Raw genomic sequence first — 15,952 nt, forward strand, 5'->3', positions numbered from 1 at the left:
GCGGGGTGTTTGGTTTGCCTTTGAAGCTTGTGCTGTACGTCGGCCAAGCCTAGCTTCTGCGGCATGCACCCGCTCAAGCCCGCGACCGATCGTGCCCACGACGTCCTCCACGCCGAGCGTTCATCCCTCGATGCGATCTTTCAGCCGCGCAGCATCGCCGTTGTCGGCGCGACCGAAGCGCCCAACTCCGTCGGTCGTACACTGCTCTGGAATCTGATTGGCAATCCTTTCGGCGGCACCGTTTACCCCGTCAATCCCAAGCGGTCGAGCGTGCTCGGCATCCGTGCCTATCCGACCGTCGCCGACCTGCCCGAAAAAGTTGACCTGGCGGTCGTCGTTACGCCGGCACCTGCGGTGCCGGGCGTGATCGGGCAGTGCGCCGATGCGGGTGTGAAAGCGGCGATCGTCATCTCGGCCGGTTTCAAGGAAATGGGCCCCGACGGAGCCGCCCTGGAACGCCAGGTTCTCGCCGAAGCCCGTCGCGGCCGGATGCGGCTGATCGGCCCAAACTGCCTGGGCGTGATGAACCCGCTCACGGGCCTGAACGCCACCTTTGCCGCCGGCATGGCCCGGCCGGGGAACGTCGCATTCCTGTCGCAAAGCGGCGCGCTCCTGACGGCAATCCTCGACTGGAGCCAGAAGGAGTTGGTCGGGTTCAGCGGTTTTGTCTCGACTGGCTCCATGCTCGACGTCGGCTGGGGCGATCTGATCGACTACTTCGGCAGCGACCCGCGCACCCAGAGCATCCTGATCTACATGGAATCCATCGGCGACGCCCGGGCATTCCTGTCGGCGGCGCGGGAAGTGGCACTCAGCAAGCCGATCATCGTCATCAAGGCCGGCCGCACCGAGCAGGCCGCCAAGGCCGCCGCCAGCCATACGGGATCGCTCACGGGGTCGGATGAAGTCCTCAATGCCGCCTTCCGCCGCAGCGGTGTTCTGCGCGTGCAGAACATCGCCGACCTGTTCTATATGGCCGAGGTCCTGGCCAAGCAGCCACGCCCCAGGGGGCCGCGGTTGACGATCGTAACCAATGCCGGCGGGCCGGGCGTGCTGGCGACCGATGCGCTGATCGAAGCCGGCGGCCAGCTCGCGCCGCTCGCCGACACCACGATCACCGCGTTCAACGAGCTGCTGCCGCCGCATTGGAGCCACAACAACCCGGTCGACATCCTCGGCGACGCCGGCCCCGATCGTTACGCCAAGGCATTGGAAATCGCCGCAGCCGATCCCAATTCCGACGGCATGCTGGTCATCCTCACGCCTCAGGACATGACCGATGCCACACTGACCGCCGAGGCACTGAAGAAGCACGCGAAGATCGAAGGTAAGCCGGTGCTGGCCAGTTGGATGGGCGGCCCGACGACGCAGGCCGGCGTGGCGATCCTCAACACCGCCGGCATCCCCACGTTCGACTTCCCCGACACCGCCGCCCGCGCCTTCCATTACATGTGGCGGTACACCTACCACCTGCGGGGACTGTACGAAACGCCGATGCTCGACGACGAGACCGACCATCTCGATCGCGCCACCGCCGATGCCGTCATCTCCGGTGCCAGCGCCGCGGGCATCACGCTGCTGGACGAGTTCGACAGCAAACGGCTGCTCTCGGCGTACGGTATTCCCACGGTCCGGACGGCCGTCGCTCGCACCCACGACGAAGCCCTGACCGCCGCCGCATCGATTGGATACCCGGTCGTACTGAAGCTCTACAGTAAGACGATCACCCACAAGTCGGATGTCGACGGTGTGAGGCTCAACCTCCAGAACGCGGACGCCGTGTTGTCGGCATTCGATGGCATCGAGGCGGCAGTACGCCAGAAGTCTGGCCCGGGTCACTTTCAGGGCGTCACGGTCCAGTCGATGGTCAAGACGATCGACGGCTACGAACTGATCGTCGGCAGCAGCATCGACCCGCAGTTCGGACCGGTCCTGCTGTTCGGCACCGGGGGCACACTGGTGGAAGTCTTCAAGGATCGCGCCCTGGGCCTGCCGCCACTGAATGCGACCCTTGCCCGGCGGATGATGGAACAAACGCGGATCCTGACCGCGCTCAAGGGCGTGCGAGGCCGCAAGCCGATCGACCTTCTGGCTCTAGAACAGTTGCTCGTCCGGTTCGGGCAGCTCGTGATCGAGCAGCCCTGGATTAAGGAAATCGACATCAATCCGCTGGTGGCATCGCCGGACGGCTTGGTCGCACTCGACGCCCGGGTCGTGCTTCACCACAACTCGACGCCTCCCGATCGCCTCCCACGGCCGGCGATCCGGCCTTACCCGCGTCAGTACGCCAGCCCCTGGACGATGAAGGACGGCACGCCGGTCGTCATCCGCCCGATCCGCCCGGAGGACGAGCCGCTGCTGGTCCGCTTCCACCAGACACTGTCGGACCGAAGTGTGCAGTTGCGCTACTTCCACGCGATGAAGTTGTCGGCCCGCACCGCCCACGACCGGCTGACACGTGTCTGCTTCAACGACTACGACCGCGAGATCGCGTTGGTCGCCGAGCGGTCGGACGTCGAAACCGGCCTGCGTGAGATCCTCGGCGTTGCCCGGCTCAGCAAGGTTCCCCACAGCAGCGAAGGAGAGTTCGCGCTGCTCATCAGCGACCAGTGGCAGAACCGGGGGTTGGGCCGGGAACTACTCAGCCGAATCCTCCGCATCGCCCGCGACGAAAAGCTCGGCCGGGTGACGGCGGATATCATGCGGGAGAACACCGAGATGCAGCGTGTCTGCGAGAAAGTCGGCTTCACGTTGACGGCCGACCTGGAGGAAGGCGTCGTCCGGGCGGCGATTCAGCTGTAGAGATTGAGCATTGACGATCGATGTCTATTCACCCGGCCGCCCTGAATAGCAGTAGCACCGCAGGTGCACCTTCGGTGCGACCGCTCCTCGGGCGCGGGATCAGCCGGCGATCACCTCGGTCACCTGACCCATCAGGAAGGTGACTGTCGCGAGCTTGCCAGGTTCGAGCGGCGACTTCACGGCGTGGACCGGAACGCGGACGAGGTGGTCGCTCCGATCCTCGACGTGTGTCATGTGCACTTCGAAATACTGGTCGCCATGGATTGTGAACGGCCGAGCGCCGTTCACGGTCACTTTCCAGGTTCCGATCATGGGAAGTTGCATTCAGTCTCCTCAGCCCTGGTGCCATTGAAGGCCATGGGGCAAATCTTCGGACGACCACTCAATGTGGACCACCCGGCGATGCCCAGGCTCCGTCGCCGGTGACGACGCGTGCAGGATGAGCGGCCGCATCAGTACCGCCCCGCCGGCCGGCAGCACGCACGATACGGGCATCACACGCGATCGCCAGTCCTCAATCTGCTCCGGCGAGAGCGTCCCGTGCCGATGCGAGCCGGGCAAAACCCGCAGCGGACCGTTCGATGCCTGGCAATCATCCAGGTGTAAACGAAGCGTCAGCATCGATTCGAGCAGTCGAACCGGCGGCTGCACATGGACCACACCGGCCTTGACCGACCAGGGTCCGAAACCGGGAACATCCATTCGCTCGCGTACCGCAATCGAAAGGTCCTGATGCCAGGGCACCTTCCAGTTCGATTCGGGGGTCTTGTCGAACAGGATCGCCCGTACAGGCAAAGCCTTGCCGCCGATCGCCGACTCAACGAGGGATCGCACTTCAGCACTGTCGGCGAACTGCCGAACTTCCCGGCAGATACTCAGGAGATTGCGAATCGCGTAAACCCGGTCATTGCGCTGTCGGATGCCCTCGGCCCCGACCAAAGCGGAAACCGCTGAACAAAGCGATGCCACGGCCGTCGGCGGAATCACCCGCGGCACCAGCTCGTAACCTTCAAGGTCAAGCATCTCCATGCGGGTGCCCATCCCGTCCGTCCAACCCCCTATGCCTTCCCCGCCACCAACTCGCTCTCGATCGTCTGTGGCGTATCGGTGATGACCTTCTCCAGCACCATGTCGGTCGTCATGCCTTCGGCTTCGCCTTCGAAGTTGAGGATGACGCGGTGGCGCATCGCCGGGACGACCACTTCCTTGATGTCGCGGAAGCTGACATGGAAGCGGTTGTCGAGCAGTGCCCGGACCTTGGCGGCCAGGGTGATCGCCTGGGCGGCGCGGGGGCTTGCGCCGACGCGCAGGAACTGATTCACCATCGGCGTCGCGTAGACGCCTTGCGGGTGCGTTGCGAGCACGCAACGGATGGCGTAATCCTGCACGTGGGGTGCGATGACGACCCGCTTCACCAGCTGCTGATGCCGAATGATCTTCTCTCCATCGAGCACCGGGCGGATCTCGACCTTATGACCCGTCGTCGTGCGGTTGAGGATCTCGCGCAGTTCTTCCCGGCCGCTGTACTGGACGCTGAGCTTATAGAAGAACCGGTCGAGCTGGGCTTCGGGCAGCGGGTAGGTGCCTTCCTGCTCGAGCGGGTTTTGTGTCGCCATCACGAAGAACGGCTCTTCGAGCTTTCGGACCTCGCCGCCGGCGGTGACCTGCTTTTCCTGCATTGCTTCGAGCAACGCCGACTGGGTCTTGGGCGTGGCACGGTTGATTTCGTCGGCGAGGACGATCTGCGAGAAGATCGGGCCGTGCATGAACTGGAAGCCCTTGTGGCCGTGCTCGTTCTCCATGATGACGTTGGTGCCGATGACGTCGGCCGGCATCAGGTCGGGCGTGAACTGGATTCGGCTGAACTTAAGGTTCAGCGCCGAAGCCAGCGCGCGAATGAGGGCCGTCTTGCCCAGTCCCGGCACGCCTTCGAGCAGCGCGTGGCCGCCGACGAAGAGGCAGGTCAGCACGCCATCAACGATCTCATGATGACCGACGATCGCCTTGCCGATCTCGGCCTGCACCGCGCGGTAATCGGCGCGGAAGGCCTCGCAAAGGGCATGAATCTGAGGATCGACGCCGGGGACTGCGGTATCTGCCATGGTTGTTCTCTTTTAACAGTAGCTCTGACACGGACTGACGTTCGATTTCAACACGAAGGCACAAAGGCACAAAACACACAAAGAAGAAGTCAGGCTAATGAATAATGCGCTCAATGCCGTCACGAATAAGCTCAACGTTGAAGTTGATCATGAGACAAAGGCGTTTGCCGGTCAGCTTCAGGTACGTCAGGCATTGGGCACGGTGAATTGGAATCAACTTGTCGACGGCCTTGACCTCAACGACGACGGCATCGTCGATCAAAAGGTCGAGACGTAGGGGGGTCGACAATTCGACCCCATCATAGAACAGAGGCACTCGCTTCTGCCTGAGGACTTCATGCCCCCGTTTAGCCAACTCCATCGCAAGACACTCTTCGTAGATACCTTCAAGCAACCCTGGACCGTATTTCGAATGGACTTTGAATGCCGAGTCGACGATGGCACGGGCAACGGCTTCAATCTCAGCCTCAAGTGATCCGACAAATCCCATATCTTCCTCTTCTTCGTGCACTTCGTGCCTTTGTGCCTTCGTGTTGAGTAATGACTCGAAGAAAGCTTCGAAGTACCGGCTACTTGTGCTCTCCCTGCTCCTTGTCCTTGATCTGCTGTTGGGCCCGCTTTTTTGCCGCCATCAGGCCGCCGAGGTGGCCGCCGGGGGGTGCGGTGCCGCCTTTGGGTTCTACCTTCTTGGGGGCTGAGGGGATTGGCTTATTCGTCGCGCCGCCGACGACCGACGTGATATCCCCTTCCACCGCCTTGCTGGCGACGAACTTGGCCTTGGGATCGGGTTTGCCGCCGGCCGTCGTGGGAACTGGGGGCGGTGCGCCGGGGGTTCTCGCGGGCGTTGCCGGCTGCTCGCCGGGCTTGAAGCGGGTCTCGGCGACGTCTTCGCGCACCTTCCGCAGTGCATCCAGCGTTGGCTTGGCCTCGACCTGCCGGGTGGTGGTGAACGATCGCACCCGGTCGCCGGTGGCGGCGGCCATCTTCTTCAGCGAATCCATATCCCACGCAATCCGCCGAACGGCGACGTCGAGGATGATCAGCGCCAGCAGCCAGGGCAACAGCCAGTCCCAGATCGGCTTGAGGCTCTTGCCGGGGAAGACGCCGTCGCGGGTGAAGACCGTCGCGGTCGTCGGGTCGAAAGGCGTCAGCACGCGGCCGCCGGTGCGCTCGGCAATGCGGCGAAGCGTCGCCTCGTCGCTGCGCAGGGCCCGGTCTTCGGGCGTGCCGTTCTTGACGGTGCCGGTCAGCAGCATGCCCCCTTCGTTGCCCCGGCCGCGGTAGTTGATCGCCGCCACATAGGCCCCGGCTTCCGACGCATTGAACTCGGCCCGGTAGGTGCCGGGGGCGATCTGGACCAGCCGCACCTGCTGCGGCTTATCGATGTTTTCGCCGCCGACGATGTTCGCCGTCAGGTTCAGGAAGTTCTGGTAGCCGGCGTCCTTGTCCATCGCCTCGACGATGATCTCACCCTTGTCGCCGACGATGTTGGTCTTGATATCAAAGTCGCCGCTCATCGGCGGGCGCTGGATCTTGCGGATGGTCTGGGCGAACAGCGTGGCAAAGCCCGGCGTGCCGACCCAGCCGCTGGCCCAGATATCGTGGGCATCGCTCGTCCAAACAGCCGACTTGCCGAGGCCCGACTGCCAGTAAGCCAGGATGGGGTCCTTCATCGGCCCGGTCGCCAGCGGCATCTGCACCTTGGGGTCGTTCTTGCGGCTGGTCAGGACCATGCCGCCGAGGTTCGGGAACTGACCGATCGATTTGATGAGGTCGTCCGACGGATCTTTGAAGCTCAGCGGGACGCCGCCTTCTGGTTCCTGGATCAGGCTGCGTTTCACGATCTGCGCTTCCTTGATGAAGATCTGCGGAAGCTGGTTGGCGTTGCTTTCGATCGGCCCGTACGACTTGCCGCCGAGGATGCGCGGCAGATCGACCATGACCGGCGGCGGCGGGGAGTTGGGGACGTGCGGAAAGACCGTCACCGTGCTGACCGTGATCTTCGCCTGTCTGGCCTGATCCAGCAGCTTCTGCTGCGGGGCGGCGGGATCGCCGTCCGAGATGATAATGATGTGCTTGTGCCGCGCCTTGGAGTCCTTCAGGCCCTTGCCGCCCTGTGCGCCGTTGACGGCCAGTTCCAAGGCATCGTCGAAGCTGGGCATGTCGCCGAGCTTCATGCGTTTGACGGCGTCGATGACGTTCGCCTTGCTCTGCACTTCGCGGAGGGGGACATCCCATTGGGCACCGCCGACGCCGTTCTTCGCCTGCCCGCCCCAGTCGTAGCTAATGACGCCGATCTCATCGCGGGTCGAGAGCGTTTCGATCGCCTTGATGGCGCACTGCTCGCCCCAGTAGTTGCCGTTGGGCATTTCGCAGGAGTGCATGACCAGCACCAGCGCGCCCTTGCCGACATTGCGCTGGGCGGGGATTTCCATGTCGACCGGCAGAATCTTCTCGGTCTCCGAGCCCGTCCAGCCACCGGCACCGAAGGTGTCGGTCCCGCCGATCATTAGCAGTCCGCCGCCCATGTCGTGGACGTAGCTTTTGAGCATCGCGTCCTGCGTGTCGTCCAGGCCGTTGGCGAAGCCGCTTTCGGTGGTGTTGCCACGGGGGACGTTGTAGAGCACGACGGCGTCATAGCTTTGCAGGTCGACGATCGAGTTGGGGAACTGATCGATGGTGATCTTGCGGAACTGGATGCCCTCGCCGGGCTTGCCCGGGCCCTTCTCGCTGAGGGCGCGAATCAGGAAGTCGGATTTCGACCCCGCCTGGCCCGGACGAGCGTTGCCGTCGACGAACAGCACCTCGCCCTTGCCGCGGACGAACGTGAAGGCCTCGGCGGCGTTGTTGCTGCCGACCGAGTCGTTGGTCGCCTTGGAAGCTGTCCCGCCCGCTGATGCCGTCACGCTGCCGGTGGCTGCCGGATCGTCCGGCGTGAAGATCGCCCGAAACCGATGCACGCCGGCCGCCGTTTGCGGCGGAACGCGAACGCTTTCGCCGTTCAGGCCGGGCTTGAGCGTCACCCTTCTGCCGACATCGATCTGAGGCGTCGTCGGGTCCATGTCCAGGTCGGCTTCGCCGTTGGACATCAGGTGCTTGACCCGCAGTGTACCGCTCACGGGAATCGGGTTGGTTGACCGCAGCGCCACGCGCAGATCGAACGGCTCATTCTCCCGCTTCCATTCCGGGGCCGAGAACCGATCGACCAGCACGTCGTTCTGAACGTCGTACTTCAGCAGCATCACGTCGATCGGCACGTTCTGCGCCTTGGCCGCGTCGACGGCGGCGTCGAGATCGCCGGTGGTGCCGTTGCCGTCGGTCACCAATACCAGGCGGTGCATGGCGTCGGCCGACAGCGTCACCAGGCCAAGCTGGATCGCGGCGGCGATGTCCGTGCCGCTGTTGGGCTTTCCGGACCAGGTGCCGCGGTTGTCGAGCCGCAGCTCCTGGTTGGGCATCGCATCGACCCGGGCATAATGCCGGAAGCTGATCAGGCCGATGCGGTCGTTCTTCTTCTTGTTCTCGTCGACCCCAAGTGCCCGGTAGTAGCGGTCCAGCGCCTGCTGCACCGAGGCAACATCGGTCCCTTTGCCGGGATAGGTGCCGACGTTGTCGACCGACCCCGAAGAGTCGTTCAGGACCATCACTTCCAGGTCGTCATGCTTCCGTTCCCAACGGGCCCCGCCAAGGATCAGGATGAGCAGCAGGATCACCATCAGCCGAACGGCGATCGCGGTCCACTTGCGCGCCTGGCCCAGCCCGGCGAGCGACCAGAGCCCCAAGAACACCACAATCGCCCCCGCGCCGGCAAATGCCAGGAGAGCGACCCACCAAGAGAAATGTTGGAGTTGAAGGGGCATCGGCTGGCGCTCAGGGAAGAAAACGTAGAACCACAGATGCACACAGATGCACACAGATAAGAGATGTCATTCGATGCGCCTCCCGTTTCCTCTGACGCGTTTGTACTCGAGATCTGGCTTGACGAAGTTCATTAAAAGGCAGACGGGCAAGCCGGTTGCAGAAAGATAGTTGATGCATTGCGCCATGTGAATCTCGTCCAACGTCTTGACCGCTTTCACCTCGAGAAGCACCGTATGCTCGACGATCAAGTCGGCAACGTACTCCCCGACGACTACACCATCATACATGATCGCGAATCGAGCCTGTTGCTCGAATTTCAGGCCTGCTTTCCGCAACTCGACACAGAGTGCGTTCTCATCGACCTTCTCGAAGAACCCGCACCGCACACGGTTTGCGACCCTGAACGCACAGCCGATGATCGCGCCCGTCAACTGATTTAATCTGTGTTCATCTCTGTGCATCTGTGGTTCTCCTCTCCCGATCTTCAGCGGCTCAGAATCCGAACACCTGAAGCCGGTTGTTCCCCGAGTCGACCGCGACCACCCTTCCTTTCTTGTCGACCGCCACCCCCCAGGGGTAGGCGAGTTGGCCCGGCTCGCGGCCGGCGGTGCCCCAGGTTTTGATGCCCTTGCCCGTCTTCTTGTCCAGCAACTGCACGCGGTTGTTGCCAAACTCGCAGACGACAAGGTGGCCGTCAGCGTCCAGATCCAAGCCGTAGGGGAATCGGAATTGGCCAAGGCCCGAGCCCACGCCGCCCAGGTTGCGAACGAACGTGCCGTCGGTCTTAAAAACCACGATGCGGTGATTGCACGAATCGCTGACGTAGAGCAGACCCTTGTCGATGATCATTGACTGCGGCCGGCTGAACTGGCCGTCGCCTTCGCCGAACGTGCCGAACTCGTACAGGTACGTCCCGACGATATCAAACACCTGCACGCGGTCGTGCTCGCCATACTCGCTGACAAAGATCCGGCCCTGCTCGTCGAACGCCACATCCGTCGGGTAAATGAATTGCCCTTTCTCCTTTCCCAGCGATCCCCATTGCCGCAGCAGTTGGCCTTTGGGTGAATAGACCATGACGCGGTGGTAATGCGTATCGGGGACGTAGACGTTCCCGTCCGGTCCGACCGAAATGCCGACCGGTTTGCCGTACTGCCAGTCGGGCATCTGCCAGCCGTTGAGGTGATTGCCTTCGCGGTCGATGTGCTGCACGCGGGCGACCCGGTCGACGATGAAAAAGGTGTCGTCCGATCGGCTGTAGCAGATGGCCCGCGGGTAGACGACCTGCCCCGGCGCGGTGCCCGTGGACATCCAGACGGCGTCCGGCTTGGCCGGGTCGCCGCAGCCTGAGAGGAGGAAGAAAATCGAAGACAGAAGGTAGAGGATGGAGGATCGCGAGTGCGTCACCGGTCCCCTCCTCCGGTACTCCGGGGGAGGGTTAGGGTGGGGGTTGCTCCGATCGGCGTTCATGCGCGCTAGAGTTGCTTTGTCTATCTCTCGAAAAGCACTTGTAGCGGCGGGCGTCGCCTTCATGAGTTGTCGAGGGAATACCAACCGACACAACCCCCACCCTAACCCTCCCCCGGCGTACCGGAGGAGGGGACTTGGCCGCCACCCGTGGATGGACATTCGATCACTCATCTATGCCCCCCATGTCGAGCAGTCGCGGTTGCGCGACCCGCCTTCCAAACCTGACCAGCACAACCCCCACCGCCGACAGCGCCATCGCGACGGCCGCCAGCAGCAGCGACGACTCGATCATCGGGTCGCTTTCGAGAGTGTGTACCCAGGTCATCAACATGGGAATGATCTGAGGCGGTCGGAACGGAGCGGCGAGTACCGTCGCCGGGACTTCGGTCAGGCTCAGCACCAGTACGAGCACGCCGGCCCCCAGGATCAGCGGCCAAGCCAGAGGCAGCACCACCCGGGCCGCGATGCCCGCGGCCGAGGCACCATCAAGCTGCGCCTGCTGCCGGAGCAACCGCCAGGGCCGCGACCACGTCGCCCCCGCTGTCAGCAGCGCCAGCCAGCCGAACCGCCCGAGGTAGGCCATCACCATGACGGGCGGAGCGTTGTAAATCCACCCCAGGTGCGGGCGATTATAGAGCCGTATGAGCGCGATCGCGAGCAGTTGCCCACCAACCAGAAAACTGGAGATCGCAAGAAGCAGTATCCATCGTGGCTTCCGCACGAGTGCTGCAACGCCGACCACGACCGCAGCCATCCCCGCCAATGCGGCAATCAGGAACGACCCCGCCACCAGTTCGCCGGACTGCTGCCAGATCATCACCGGGTGAAATGATCGCTGATGGCGGAGGATCATCGAGACAATTGGGATGCCGACGGTCAAGGCGATGACAGCGAAGGCCGCGACGGCGAGAAAATTCCAGCCAACGCCGTTACGCCTCTTGTCCCCTCCTCCGGTGGTGGAGGTCACGTCGGATCGCGATCGGAATGAAGAATGAAGAACGAAGAATGAAGAACGGGGAATGGAAGCAGGGGCGGACCAAGCCTCCTGCTCGTGAATCTCGTCTCCTTCCGCACTCCATCGTCGGCAGGCAAACACAACGATCGCGCCGACGACCACCGTCAGCAGCAACATAGGCACTCCCGTCGCAACCGCAGCGGCGGCGGCGAGCTGCTGAACATCCTGGCCGTCGGCGATCGCGACGACTGGCGTCTGCGTAACCGCGAGCGACGGAGGCGGCGCTTCCGAGCTTATCGCCGAAAACCCGCCGCCCATCGGCGCCGTAATCGGATTGCTTCCCGATGAGAACGACCCGGTCTCGAAAACCATCCGTACTTCCGTCGCCACGACGCTGACGCCCGTGGGTTCGTAGACGGCGAACTCCTGCGACGCCAGCACCCAGACCGCGAGCATGCCGATCATCGCAGCCGGAAGGATCTGCCGCAGTGCGACGCGCCAGGTTGCGCCGTCGAGCTGCGCCTGCTGCCGGACCGCTGGGTCGGCGCGGCCCAGGGCCCAGGCGATCGCGGCAGCCGGGATCGGCCAGAGCCAGGTCGCCAGTGACCAGATGCACCGCGCCACGTCCGCCGGGCCGGCGTTGGTCAGGTACATTCGAGCGTCCGCACCCTGCCCTACGAGCGAAACGCCGAGCCCGGCCAGCCAGGGTCGGCTCACGTCGATCGCGGCGAGCCACCGTCCCATCGGCTCGGTCATCAGGCGGAAAAACTGCGCCCAGCCATAGGCGTACATGAGCGATGGCAGCAGAAGCGTGAGCGGGAGCAGAAAAGCGGCAAGGCCGGCGAGCTTAGATCGCCGCCGGCCGATGAGCAGTCCCGCCGGCAGCGCCAGCAGGGTGGCGACCACCGCGGCGGCCGCGCTGTAGCCGCACGTCCGGGCCAGGATGTCCCAGCGAATAGCACTGGGGTGGAGAAGCTGCAGAGTCGACGGCTCGGTGGCGATCTGCCAGAGCAGCCAACCCAACGGCACGGCCGACGAAACGCCCAGCAGCAGACCCGCCAGCAGCGGCAGAACGGACGGAAGTCGCAGGCGGCGGGTCACGGTGGAATGTTACACGGCGGTGAAGCGTCGTGGCACGGCCGTCTCGGCCGTGTTTCTTCGAATCACGCGAGCGTCGGGCCTGCCATGGGCCGTCCACCATGCCACTTTGCTCACGGCGTTCGCCCTTCAAGAATCGCAGCCGCCCGCGTGGGTGCCCATGCCATGTTGTCGGCGATCCGGGCATACGGAACGTCTATGGTCTTCACGGCCTGCGCGCCGCTGGCCCGAACGCTGTACTGGCCGAACTTCGCTTCGATCAGCTTTGCCTCCACTGCGTCGCCCAGCAGGTGATCGACGAGCTTCTTCGCCCGGTCCGACCCCGGCCGACCGGCGACAAGACCGACGGTGCATGGGATCGTCAGCGTGCCGATTCCCGCTTCGCCCTGATCGGGAAGGACGCCCTTGACCTTCCCTCCCGCCCGTTCGGCGGCGGCGATGTCGTCGTTGTCGGTCAGGCCCGCGAGCATCTGCCCCTGGCCGACCTGCTCGGCGACGACGGCATTCCCGCCGAGCATCTTCGCCCCGTTGGCATGCAGGGCGCGGAAGAAAGCGTCGGCCTTGTCGTTACCCCAGAGAGCGTAGATCGCCGACACCTGCCCGCCGGTGGTGCCGGCCGTCGGGCGGGCCAGGCAGATGCGATCCTTGAGCGCAGGGTTTTTGAGATCCTCGATACCGGCGACCGCGGGAGTCGAGCCGCCGTCGGCGACCGCGATCACACGCGCCCGCAGGCATGTGCCTGCCCAGAGGTGTGCGGCGTCTTTGTACTGCGCGGGAATCGCCGCCGCCTCCGGCGATTCGTAAGCCGTCAGCACGCCGTTTCGGGCCAGGTTGATCGTATGGAAGACCTCGTTCCCCCAGAACACGTCGGCCTGCGGGTTCGCCTTTTCGGCGAGAAGCCGGGCGGCCAGCCCGGCGGACTTGGTGGCTTCGGTGTCGGTGAGGATGCGAATCTTGATCCCCGTCCGGCTTTCGAAATCACGCAGGAGCGGATCGGCGATCTGTTGATCGACGCTGGTATAGACAACGACTTCCGGGGTCACAGATGTGGCAGGCTCCTGCTTGCACCCCGTCGCAAGGACAAAAGCACTGAGCAGCGCAATGACAGCGGCGGACGTCATGACTGCGTTCAATATGATTCGCAATGGATGATGCGCTTCTGTCATTACGTAAAGTTTACCCCGATGAACCGCGACATGGGAACGAGATTCGATTCCACGTTCCCGACTAAGTACGAAGCGTCCCGCATTCGATTCGTTCCTCTTTTTAGCGCCATCCCCGAAGGGGTGGGCTCGGCGCGACCGGCGCGAGAACCCACCCCTTCGGGGATGGCGCTAAAAGGTCTCGATGTGGACCCTCAATCCATCGGTGCGTCGATCACACCGTGAACCAAGCGAAAACCCCGCGAAGCATGCTCCGCGGGGTTTAGAATTCGTTTGAAGGTCGAAGGTCGACACTCACCTCAACCTTACTTCTTCGCGTCGTTCTTCAAGTCGTCGAAGTACTTCTTCACAATGCTCGCACCTTGTCGCGAAATGCGGTCCTGCTCCACTTCGTCGGCCGATTCCTTCTCGGCCGTTTCGATGACCTGCTGCGCCTTGGCGTTGCTCTTGCCCTTCTCGTTAACGGCCTTGATGAACTGGCTCGCGATCAGTTCTCCCTTGTCATCGGTCTTGGTGGGGGACTGCTCGGGTTTGACAGTGAAGGGCGCTGCGGTGCCTTTCGGACGGCCGCCCATGGCCTGGCCGGGGCCACCGGCACCGTTGCCCTGGCCCTGCTGCGGGTCGCCTGGTTGAAACTCGCCCAGCCCGCCGGGTCCGGCCTGCTGGCCGCCTTGCGCCTGGGCGCCCTGACCCTGATCGCCGGGCTGAGTGCCGTCGGCGGTGTCCTGCCCCTGACCGGGCTGCTGACCACCGCCCTGATCACCCGCCTGCTGCTGTAGCTGTTCGGCCAACTGCTGGCCGGCATCGGCAACACTCTGCTGCTGACCGCCTTGGCCTTGCTGCTGACCCTGTCCCTGCTGCTGGCCCTGACCCGGTTGCTGGCCCTGCTGATTTCCGTTCTGTCCCTGCTGAGCGCCCTGTCCGGCCTGGGCCTGTTGCTGGCCGGCCTGCTGCCCCGCCTGGCCTTGCTGGCCACCCTGCTGTTGACCTTGTTGCGTGCCCTGCCCCTGCTGTTGGCCGGAGTTGGCCTGCTGCCCCTGCTGGCCTTGCTGGCCCTGTTGCTGCTGGCCCTGCTGACCTTGTTGTCCCTGCTGGCCCTGTTGTCCTTGATTCGCGGCCTGCTGCTGCTGACCGGCACCCTGCGCCTGCTGCTGCATCGCCTGGGCGAGTTGCTGGGCGGCGTTGGCCATCTGCTGCGCCTGCTGCTGGTTGTTCGCCGCGCCCTGCATCTGCTGGGCGATCTGGTTCACCTGGTTGGTCATCGCCTTCTGCTGCTGCGGCGTCAGGTTCGGGTTGTTGTTGATCTGCTGGGCGATCTGGTTCGCCATCTGCTGGACCTGCTGCTGCGCCTGCGGATTGCCGTTGGCCGCCTGCTGCATGGTCTGGGCCATCTGCTGGACCTGCTGCTGGTTTGCGCCCATCTGCTGCAGCTGGTTGGCCAGCTGCTGCATCTGCTGCTGCGGCTGCTGGGCCTGTTGCTGCAGGTTCTGCGCCAGCTTCTGCATGTCGTCGGCGGCTTTCTTTTTGTCTTCCTGCTTGAGTTGGTCGAACTTCTTGGTGACGTTCTCCACCTCTTTCGCGGCGTCGGCGACATCGCCCTTGGCCAGCGCATCCTTCAGTCCCGACATCAGGCTGTTGTCGCTGAGCTGCACGCTGTTGATCTTCTGCATCCGCGAAAACTGTTCCTGCTTGGCGGCGAACTTCTGCTGATCCTTGATCTTCTGCTTCAGCTCGTCGAGCTCCTGCATGGTCGAGAGCGCCGTCCGCTTCTGCTGCTCGGCCGACTTGTTCGGCGTCGCCAGTTGCTGCGCCATCTCGAGCCGCGCCGCCTGGATCTTCTCCGACTTGGCCAGTTCCGGCGGAGCCGAGTCGATCGCCTTGATCGCGTCCTTCAACAACCTCTGAGCGTCTTTCGCTTCGGGCGTCAGAACGGCGACCTGCGGCTTGGCGGGTTTCTCGGCCGCGCGGACGAATACCGGATTGCTCCAAAGCCAGGTCACGCACGCCGCCGCCACCAACGCGACGGTGATCGTGGCGATGCCGTGCTTCGGCTGGCGAACGGGGAACCGCTTGTGCAGGCTCACATTGTCGGCGGTCACCTCGGCATCGCGAACGGCAGCGGCGGCGAACGGGTCGTCGCTCTGGCGGACGTAAAGCGCCGTGCTGAACTTTTCGTGAAGCCCCAGCCCCTGGTCAATGAATACCGCCGCCTGCTTCGCCGTCGGTCGGCGGTAAAACGCCCATCCCACTGGCACGGCGACCGCGACACCCAGCATCGACCAAAACCAGATATCCGGCCGGCCGATGATCGGCATCCAGTTGTACACAAGCCGGTCGACGACGACCGCGACAAGAACAACCGTACCCACCGCCAGCAGAGACCAGGCAAGGGCGCCGAGCAGCGATTCCAAAAACAGCTTGGTGCGGATGACGTTAACGTGTCGGTCAAGTCGGCTCATGTGAATACTCCCTGCAAAACGCCCCACCGTCAGGGCCCCTGT

General features: G+C 63.7%; 11 protein-coding genes. 1 reads left to right on the forward strand and 10 read right to left on the reverse strand.

Annotated features, from left to right (window positions below; all coding sequences use genetic code 11):
• Positions 1 to 63: 63 nt before the first annotated feature.
• Complete coding sequence (locus IPV69_RS08925; protein ID WP_206294743.1) at positions 64 to 2,802, forward strand: bifunctional acetate--CoA ligase family protein/GNAT family N-acetyltransferase; 2,739 nt, start codon at positions 64 to 66, stop codon at positions 2,800 to 2,802.
• Positions 2,803 to 2,901: 99 nt separating this feature from the next.
• Here IPV69_RS08925 and IPV69_RS08930 read toward each other — a convergent pair whose 3' ends face one another.
• The 10 genes from IPV69_RS08930 to IPV69_RS08975 all read right to left on the reverse strand — a co-directional run bounded on the left by IPV69_RS08930 (position 2,902) and on the right by IPV69_RS08975 (position 15,910).
• On the reverse strand, positions 2,902 to 3,126 hold the full coding sequence (locus tag IPV69_RS08930; protein ID WP_206294744.1) for a hypothetical protein: 225 nt from the start codon (positions 3,124 to 3,126) through the stop codon (positions 2,902 to 2,904).
• A gap of 9 nt (positions 3,127 to 3,135) precedes the next feature.
• Positions 3,136 to 3,843: a phytanoyl-CoA dioxygenase family protein gene (locus IPV69_RS08935; protein ID WP_206294746.1), complete on the reverse strand. Its 708-nt coding sequence runs from the start codon at positions 3,841 to 3,843 to the stop codon at positions 3,136 to 3,138.
• Between the two features lie 17 nt (positions 3,844 to 3,860).
• Positions 3,861 to 4,904, reverse strand: coding sequence for an AAA family ATPase (locus IPV69_RS08940; RefSeq protein WP_206294747.1), 1,044 nt, complete (start codon positions 4,902 to 4,904; stop codon positions 3,861 to 3,863).
• A gap of 94 nt (positions 4,905 to 4,998) precedes the next feature.
• Positions 4,999 to 5,415: a GxxExxY protein gene (locus IPV69_RS08945; protein ID WP_206294748.1), complete on the reverse strand. Its 417-nt coding sequence runs from the start codon at positions 5,413 to 5,415 to the stop codon at positions 4,999 to 5,001.
• Positions 5,416 to 5,473: 58 nt separating this feature from the next.
• Positions 5,474 to 8,764, reverse strand: coding sequence for a vWA domain-containing protein (locus tag IPV69_RS08950; RefSeq protein ID WP_206294749.1), 3,291 nt, complete (start codon positions 8,762 to 8,764; stop codon positions 5,474 to 5,476).
• Positions 8,765 to 8,830: 66 nt separating this feature from the next.
• Positions 8,831 to 9,226 (reverse strand): GxxExxY protein, encoded by a 396-nt coding sequence (locus IPV69_RS08955; protein ID WP_206294750.1) that lies wholly within the window; start codon positions 9,224 to 9,226, stop codon positions 8,831 to 8,833.
• 31 nt (positions 9,227 to 9,257) lie between these two features.
• Complete coding sequence (locus IPV69_RS08960; protein WP_206294752.1) at positions 9,258 to 10,172, reverse strand: NHL repeat-containing protein; 915 nt, start codon at positions 10,170 to 10,172, stop codon at positions 9,258 to 9,260.
• Between the two features lie 226 nt (positions 10,173 to 10,398).
• Entirely contained in the window at positions 10,399 to 12,291 is a 1,893-nt protein-coding gene (locus IPV69_RS08965; protein ID WP_206294753.1) for an ABC transporter permease family protein, read from the reverse strand.
• A 110-nt stretch (positions 12,292 to 12,401) separates the two neighbouring features.
• A complete protein-coding gene (locus IPV69_RS08970) occupies positions 12,402 to 13,409 on the reverse strand; it encodes an extracellular solute-binding protein (protein ID WP_206294754.1) in 1,008 nt (335 codons plus the stop codon).
• A gap of 347 nt (positions 13,410 to 13,756) precedes the next feature.
• Positions 13,757 to 15,910, reverse strand: coding sequence for a hypothetical protein (locus IPV69_RS08975; protein WP_206294755.1), 2,154 nt, complete (start codon positions 15,908 to 15,910; stop codon positions 13,757 to 13,759).
• Positions 15,911 to 15,952 lie beyond the last annotated feature (42 nt).

Source organism: Humisphaera borealis (genome assembly GCF_015169395.1).
Classification (GTDB): Bacteria; Planctomycetota; Phycisphaerae; order Tepidisphaerales; family Tepidisphaeraceae; genus Humisphaera; species Humisphaera borealis.

Bases quoted from the DNA above. Each gene is read 5' to 3' on its own strand.
- IPV69_RS08935 (WP_206294746.1), bottom strand. From the start codon at position 3,843: ATGGGCACCCGCATGGAGATGCTTGACCTTGAAGGTTACGAGCTGGTG.
- IPV69_RS08950 (WP_206294749.1), bottom strand. From the start codon at position 8,764: ATGCCCCTTCAACTCCAACATTTCTCTTGGTGGGTCGCTCTCCTGGCA.
- IPV69_RS08970 (WP_206294754.1), bottom strand. From the start codon at position 13,409: ATGACGTCCGCCGCTGTCATTGCGCTGCTCAGTGCTTTTGTCCTTGCG.
- IPV69_RS08940 (WP_206294747.1), bottom strand. From the start codon at position 4,904: ATGGCAGATACCGCAGTCCCCGGCGTCGATCCTCAGATTCATGCCCTT.
- IPV69_RS08955 (WP_206294750.1), bottom strand. From the start codon at position 9,226: ATGCACAGAGATGAACACAGATTAAATCAGTTGACGGGCGCGATCATC.
- IPV69_RS08930 (WP_206294744.1), bottom strand. From the start codon at position 3,126: ATGCAACTTCCCATGATCGGAACCTGGAAAGTGACCGTGAACGGCGCT.
- IPV69_RS08925 (WP_206294743.1), top strand. From the start codon at position 64: ATGCACCCGCTCAAGCCCGCGACCGATCGTGCCCACGACGTCCTCCAC.
- IPV69_RS08975 (WP_206294755.1), bottom strand. From the start codon at position 15,910: ATGAGCCGACTTGACCGACACGTTAACGTCATCCGCACCAAGCTGTTT.